The following is a 4654-nucleotide window of genomic DNA, read 5'->3' as shown; positions in this document are numbered from 1 at the left end:
CTTGGTCGCCGACACGCCCACCACCACCGCGGCCTGCTCAACCGTCAGGCAATCGCGGACCTGAGCCCAGAACCGATACTCCACCTCAACCGGCAACCGCGGACTACCCCGACGAGCACTCATCTGCACACCTCTCAACGCCAGGTGTTGCAGTCACCCCTTGAGGCCAAGGGCCCCGACAGGGCCGGAAACCTCGCGAAGATCCGGGCGGGTGCGGGGGTGCCGGGTCGGCGGGCGGGGGAGATAGCCTTGCCGCAACGCCACTCGTTCGCTTTGGAGGGTCCCCATGTCTGCAGCGCTGTCGTTCCCGGTGGAGCAGCGGTCCGACCCGCGCTCGGACGCCGAGCGGGAGACGATCCTGGCCAACCCCGGCTTCGGCAAGACCTTCACCGACCACATGGTGCTGGCGACGTGGAGCAGTGACGAGGGCTGGCACGACGGCAAGATCACGGCATACGGGCCGCTCTCACTCGACCCCTCGGCGGCCGTGCTGCACTACGCCCAGGAGATCTTCGAGGGCATGAAGGCCTACCGCCACGCGGACGGGTCGATCTGGACGTTCCGGCCCGAGGCCAACGCGGCGCGGTTCCAGCGCAGTGCCCGCCGGCTCGCGCTGCCAGCGCTGCCCGAGGACGACTTCCTCGCCTCGCTCAAGGCGTTGGTGGCCGTCGACCAGGCCTGGGTGCCCTCGGGTGAGGCGGGCGAGATGAGCCTCTACCTGCGTCCGTTCATGTTCGCGTCCGAGGCCTTCCTCGGCGTGCGCCCCGCCGCGCGGGTGACCTACTGCGTCATCGCCTCCCCGGCCGGGCCCTACTTCTCCTCCGGCCTCAAGCCGGTCTCGATCTGGCTGTCGAGCGACTACGTGCGTGCGGCGCCGGGCGGCACCGGCGCGGCCAAGTGCGGGGGCAACTACGCCGCGAGCCTGGCCGCCCAGGTCGACTCCGGTGAGAACGGTTGCGAGCAGGTCGCGTTCCTCGACGGGCTGGAGCACCGCTGGGTCGAGGAGCTCGGCGGGATGAACCTGTTCTTCGTCTACTCGGACGGACGCCTGGTCACCCCGGAGCTGACCGGGACCATCCTCGAGGGCGTCACCCGAGGCTCGATCCTGGAGCTGGCCAAGGAGCTGGGGCACACCGTCGAGGAGCGCCGGATCAGCATCGACGAGTGGCGCGACGGCGTGGCGAGCGGCGAGATCAGCGAGGTCTTCGCCTGCGGCACGGCGGCGGTCGTCACGCCGCTGGGCCGGCTCGCGTGGGACGGCGGCGAGATGCTCATCGGTGACCACTCGGTCGACGGTGTCGGCGCGACCACCGCGGCGATCCGTCAGCGGCTGCTCGACATCCAGTACGGCCGGGCCGAGGACACCCACGGCTGGCTGACCCGCCTGGTCTGAACCCGGCTCGAGCGCCGCGCGGGGACTCTCGTACCGAAACGGCGCGAGATCAGGACGTCGGCCCGTCATGTGAGGACCCTTGTCCCGAAACCGGGACCGCATGGCATGCGTTCTGGGCCATCACGAAACTCGGTTGCCCTGCAACCCGCCACTCGGCATGCTCGGCGCGTGTCACGACCCGCGACGAGGAGACCTGCCATGACCCTGCGGTGGAGCGCTCTGGGCCCGGACTGCGTGCAGCAGTGGGCAGAGCTGACCAATCTGCTGGCCACGGTCGACGACACCGGCGAGTTCTACGGGCCGGAGGATCTCGCCGAGGAGCTCGAGGCGCCCGGCGTCGAGCCGGCCAAGGACACCTGGGCCGTGTGGGACGGCGCCGACCTGGTGGCCTACGGACAACTGCGCGCCGCCACCTCGCTGCTCGACGGGCGAGTGAAGGTGCACCTCGGAGGTGGGGTGCATCCCGACCAACGCGGCCGGGGGATCGGCCGGGAGCTCGTGGCCAGGATGGAGCATCGCGCAGTGGCCGGGGCGGCCGAGCGGTTCCCCGGCGCGCCGACCCTGCTGCAGACGTCCGGCGGTCAGGCCGGCGCCTCGGTGCGTCCGTTGCTCGAACACCGGGGCTACGCGATCGCGCGCTACTTCCACGAGATGGAGCGTGCGTTTCCCGGTGCCGCAGTGCCGGAGCCGGCGGCCGCGGTGGAGCCCTACCGGGACGAGCTGAGCGAGGCGACTCGGCTGGCCCACAACGACGCGTTCAGCACGCATTGGGGCTCGACGCCGCGGGACGAGGAGAACTGGCGCGACATGATGTCGTCGCGCACCTTCCGCCCGAACGAGTCGTTCGTCCACGTCGCTGCCGACGGTCGGGTCCTCGCCTACGTGCTGTGCTACCAGTGGATGGATGGCGAGCTCTACGTCGGTCAGGTCGGGACCCGGCAGGACTCCCGGGGGCGCGGTCTGGCTCGAGCCACCCTGGCGGCCTGCCTCCGCGCGGCCGCCGAGCACGGTTACCGCAGCGCGGATCTCGGTGTCGACTCGGTCAACCCGACCGGCGCCACAGCACTCTACGAGTCGATGGGCTTCGAAGTGACCCGGACCTTCGCCACCTACACCCGCGTCCTGGATCCCGCCGGCTGACGGCGCGAGGTCGGCGTGCGGCAGGACCCGGGTCCCAGATGGCAAGACGGTCCTTCCATGTGCCGGACCGGTCTGGCAGAGTGCCGTCCGTGACACACGCTCGGACTGGCGTGGCTACCGCCACTCTCATTATCGACTAGCGCGACGGGGCTTTTCCCGCCGCGCAGACCTCCCACACCCTGGGGGGTCTTTTTCGTTCCCGGGCACACACCTCGCCCGGACGCGACGCGCGGCGAGACGATGTGACAGACCGGGCAACGGCAACACAGCACGAGAAGACAGAACGCGGCACACCGTGTGCCGAGGATCACGATCGAGATCGGGCCGGCGATGACTGACTTGCACGTCTACGACACCACGCTCCGCGACGGTGCGCAGCAGGAGGGACTCAACCTCTCCGTCACGGACAAGTTGGCCATCGCCGCCCACCTCGACGAGCTCGGCGTCACCTACATCGAGGGCGGCTGGCCCGGCGCCAACCCCAAGGACACCGAGTTCTTCGCCCGTGCCCAGCGGGACCTGTCGCTGCAGCGGGCAACCCTGGCGGCCTTCGGTTCGACCCGACGGCCGGGTGGCAGGGCGGCTGACGACCCCCTGACCCGGGCCCTGGTCGACTCGGGGGCGCCGACCGTGACCCTGGTGGCCAAGTCGCACGTGCGCCACGTGGAGAGCGCGCTGCGCACCACGCTGGCCGAGAACCTCGCGATGATCCGCGACACCGTCTCGTTCCTGCGGGGGGAGGGACGGCAGGTGTTCCTCGACGCGGAGCACTTCTTCGACGGCTATGCCAGCGACCCGGCATACGCGCTGGAAGTGGTGCGCGCGGCGGCCGAGGCGGGCGCAGTGGTGATCGCGCTGTGCGACACCAACGGCGGCATGCTGCCGCACCAGATCGGCGACGTGGTCTCGGACGTCCTCGACGGCACCGGCGCGAGGCTCGGGATCCACTGCCACAACGACACCGGTTGCGCGGTGGCCAACAGCCTGGCTGCGGTGTCGGCCGGCGCGACGCACGTGCAGGGCACGATCAACGGCTACGGCGAGCGCACCGGCAACGCCGACCTGCTCACGGTCGTCAGCAACCTGCAGCTCAAGCTCGGGATGCCCGTGGTGGACCCGGCCCGCCTGCAGGAGGGGACCCGGATCGCCCACGCCATCAGTGAGGTCACCAATATCCCGCACTACAGCCGTCAGCCGTATGTCGGGTCGAGCGCCTTCGCACACAAGGCCGGCCTGCACGCCAGCGCGGTCAAGGTCGACCCCGACCTCTACCAGCACACCGACCCGACCGCGGTCGGCAACGACATGCGGATGCTGGTATCGGACATGGCCGGTCGCGCGAGCATCGAGCTCAAGGGTCGCGAGCTGGGCTACGACCTGTCCGGCGAGAAGGAGCTGCTCGGTCGCGTCGTGGCGCGGGTCAAGGACCTGGAGCAGCGCGGCTACACCTTCGACGCCGCCGACGCGTCCTTCGAGCTGCTCCTGCGCGGCGAGGTCGAGGGCGCGCCGATCAGCTACTTCGACGTCGAGTCGTGGCGCGTGATCACCGACTCGCGCGGCCACGCGCCGGACGACGACGCACCCTCCGAGGCGACGGTCAAGCTGGTCGCCGCGGGCCGGAGGGTCGTAGCGACCGGCGAGGGCAACGGCCCGGTCAACGCTCTCGATCACGCGTTGCGCCAAGCCATTGCGGTGAGCTACCCCGAGGTGGAGAAGCTCGAGCTCATCGACTTCCGGGTCCGCATCCTCGACGCCGCCCACGGCACCGACGCCGTCACCCGGGTGCTCATCGAGACCACGGACGGCACCACCTCGTGGGAGACCGTCGGGGTGGCCGCGAACATCGTGGAGGCGAGCTGGATCGCGCTGGTCGACGGCGTGACCTACGGCCTGCGGCGTCAGGACGTCCCGGTCCGCTGAGTCCCGGGCGGAGTCGTTGTGCGGAATCTTCGTGAGGTTCCGGCCCCTCTCAGGGCAGGCGGATTCAAGCGGTGGGTGCAACACCGTGTGGATCTGACTGTTCCGACAGTAGTTGGTCGAGGGCTTCGGCGGGGGTGCGCCAGCCGAGGCGTTTGCGGGGCCGGTCGTTGAGCTCGGCGGCGACCATGTCCAGGTAGCCCG

3 protein-coding genes and 1 pseudogene are annotated in these 4654 nt (G+C 70.2%); 3 read left to right on the top strand and 1 reads right to left on the bottom strand.

The window, feature by feature from the left end; all coding sequences use genetic code 11:
- The first annotated feature begins 286 nt into the window (after nt 1-286).
- The 3 genes from FCN22_RS21150 (at nt 287) to cimA (ending at nt 4453) form a co-directional block, all read left to right on the top strand.
- Complete coding sequence (locus FCN22_RS21150) at nt 287-1393, top strand: branched-chain amino acid aminotransferase (protein ID WP_137123541.1); 1107 nt, start codon at nt 287-289, stop codon at nt 1391-1393.
- Nucleotides 1394-1591: 198 nt separating this feature from the next.
- On the top strand, nt 1592-2533 hold the full coding sequence (locus tag FCN22_RS21145; protein ID WP_162308294.1) for a GNAT family N-acetyltransferase: 942 nt from the start codon (nt 1592-1594) through the stop codon (nt 2531-2533).
- A 330-nt stretch (nt 2534-2863) separates the two neighbouring features.
- The gene (gene cimA, locus FCN22_RS21140) at nt 2864-4453 is read left to right on the top strand and encodes a citramalate synthase (RefSeq protein ID WP_137123539.1); all 1590 of its coding nucleotides are present in this window, start codon (nt 2864-2866) and stop codon (nt 4451-4453) included.
- Nucleotides 4454-4517: 64 nt separating this feature from the next.
- Here cimA and FCN22_RS22995 read toward each other — a convergent pair.
- Nucleotides 4518-4654 (bottom strand): annotated as a pseudogene (locus tag FCN22_RS22995) (IS30 family transposase); the annotation flags it as partial.

Origin of the sequence: Segeticoccus rhizosphaerae (assembly GCF_005222685.1) — a bacterium.
In the GTDB taxonomy this organism is placed as follows: Bacteria; Actinomycetota; Actinomycetes; order Actinomycetales; family Dermatophilaceae; genus Segeticoccus; species Segeticoccus rhizosphaerae.
This window is presented reverse-complemented; position numbering and strand designations above follow the sequence as displayed.

Bases quoted from the DNA above. Each gene is read 5' to 3' on its own strand.
- cimA (WP_137123539.1), top strand. From the start codon at position 2,864: ATGACTGACTTGCACGTCTACGACACCACGCTCCGCGACGGTGCGCAG.
- FCN22_RS21150 (WP_137123541.1), top strand. From the start codon at position 287: ATGTCTGCAGCGCTGTCGTTCCCGGTGGAGCAGCGGTCCGACCCGCGC.
- FCN22_RS21145 (WP_162308294.1), top strand. From the start codon at position 1,592: ATGACCCTGCGGTGGAGCGCTCTGGGCCCGGACTGCGTGCAGCAGTGG.